Source organism: Streptomyces sp. ATLC9, from assembly GCF_057196705.1.
The window spans coordinates 1-259 of the sequence record NZ_JBXUOY010000641.1 but is presented as its reverse complement, the minus strand read 5'-3'; the positions used below and the strand labels follow the sequence as shown (position 1 = coordinate 259).

Below are 259 nucleotides of genomic sequence, written 5' to 3'. Positions count from 1 at the left end.
TTCTGGTACAATCGCAGGCGTCTTCACTCGGCGATCGGTTATCGTCCGCCTCAAGAAGCGCACGCCGAGCATGAACGACTCCGCCTCGCCGCATGAAATAACCGGCTGAATCACCTGTCCGGAAAACGCGAGGCCCCTCACCCACCGCCCCCCAGCACGGGGTGCGGACTGTTCCGCCGGCACCCCGGTAGCCCTTGTCGGCCCAGCATGCGATGCCGGCCTCGGCGAGGGCATCGACGATGCCATGTTCGCGAGCCGC

The 259-nt window shown here is 66.0% G+C and carries 1 pseudogene; it reads right to left on the bottom strand.

Annotation, left to right across the window (positions count from 1 at the left end):
• Positions 1-148 precede the first annotated feature (148 nt).
• Positions 149-259, bottom strand: a pseudogene (locus tag AC2CJA_RS27450) (IS5/IS1182 family transposase); the annotation flags it as partial.